The sequence below is a fragment of the Methylophaga sp. UBA5088 genome, assembly GCF_002414625.1.
In the GTDB taxonomy this organism is placed as follows: domain Bacteria; phylum Pseudomonadota; class Gammaproteobacteria; order Nitrosococcales; family Methylophagaceae; genus Methylophaga; species Methylophaga marina.
Genome location: NZ_DIAC01000092.1, coordinates 9876 through 10590, shown reverse-complemented (window position 1 = coordinate 10590; position 715 = coordinate 9876). Strand labels below are relative to the sequence as shown.

The following is a 715-nucleotide window of genomic DNA, read 5'->3' as shown; positions in this document are numbered from 1 at the left end:
CTTCATGGTTTCCCGCACTACTGTGTATCCATCGCCGTCAGAGTAAAAGGACGAGTTGAACATGCTGTTATCTATGACCCTCAGCGCGATGAATTGTTCACTGCAAGCCGTGGTGAAGGCGCCAAACTGAATGACCGTCGACTCCGTGTAACCAAACGCAGAGAGCTGGCAGGTGCACTACTTGCAACAGGTTTCCCATTCAAATATCCAGCTTTTCATGAAGCTTACTTCAACAGTTTTAAAGCCTTGTTTCCTCAGGTAGCAGATATCCGTCGTACGGGTTCAGCTGCGTTGGACCTTGCTTATGTGGCCGCAGGCCGTGTTGATGGTTACTGGGAAATGGGGCTGGAGAATTGGGATATGGCGGCAGGCTTACTTCTGGTCGAAGAAGCTGGGGGCATTGTCACTGACTTTGATGGTACCGATAATTTGTTCAATAAAGGTAATGTCATTGCAGCAGGTCTTGGTGTACACAATCTAATGTTAACCACGCTGCAACCACATTTATCAAAAGCCAAATAAGCGCCTAAGGGCATATTTTTTTCGCATGCATGGCATGCTTTTACAGAATTCAAACTAATGACAAATAAACGAGATATTTCTAAGCTACGCAATATAGCGATTATTGCCCACGTCGACCATGGCAAAACGACCTTAGTTGACCAACTCCTTCGTCAGTCTGGCACCTTTGGTGAGCATGAAGAATTGACAGAAC

Annotated in this window: 2 protein-coding genes; both read left to right on the top strand. The window is 46.2% G+C overall.

Annotated elements, in window-relative coordinates:
• The coding region (locus tag B4K20_RS11440) for an inositol monophosphatase family protein (protein ID WP_289282980.1) at nt 1–522 on the top strand (522 nt) is incomplete at its 5' end.
• 57 nt (nt 523–579) lie between these two features.
• Nucleotides 580–715: GTP-binding protein (locus B4K20_RS17035; protein ID WP_414683380.1), on the top strand; the 136-nt coding region annotated here is incomplete at its 3' end.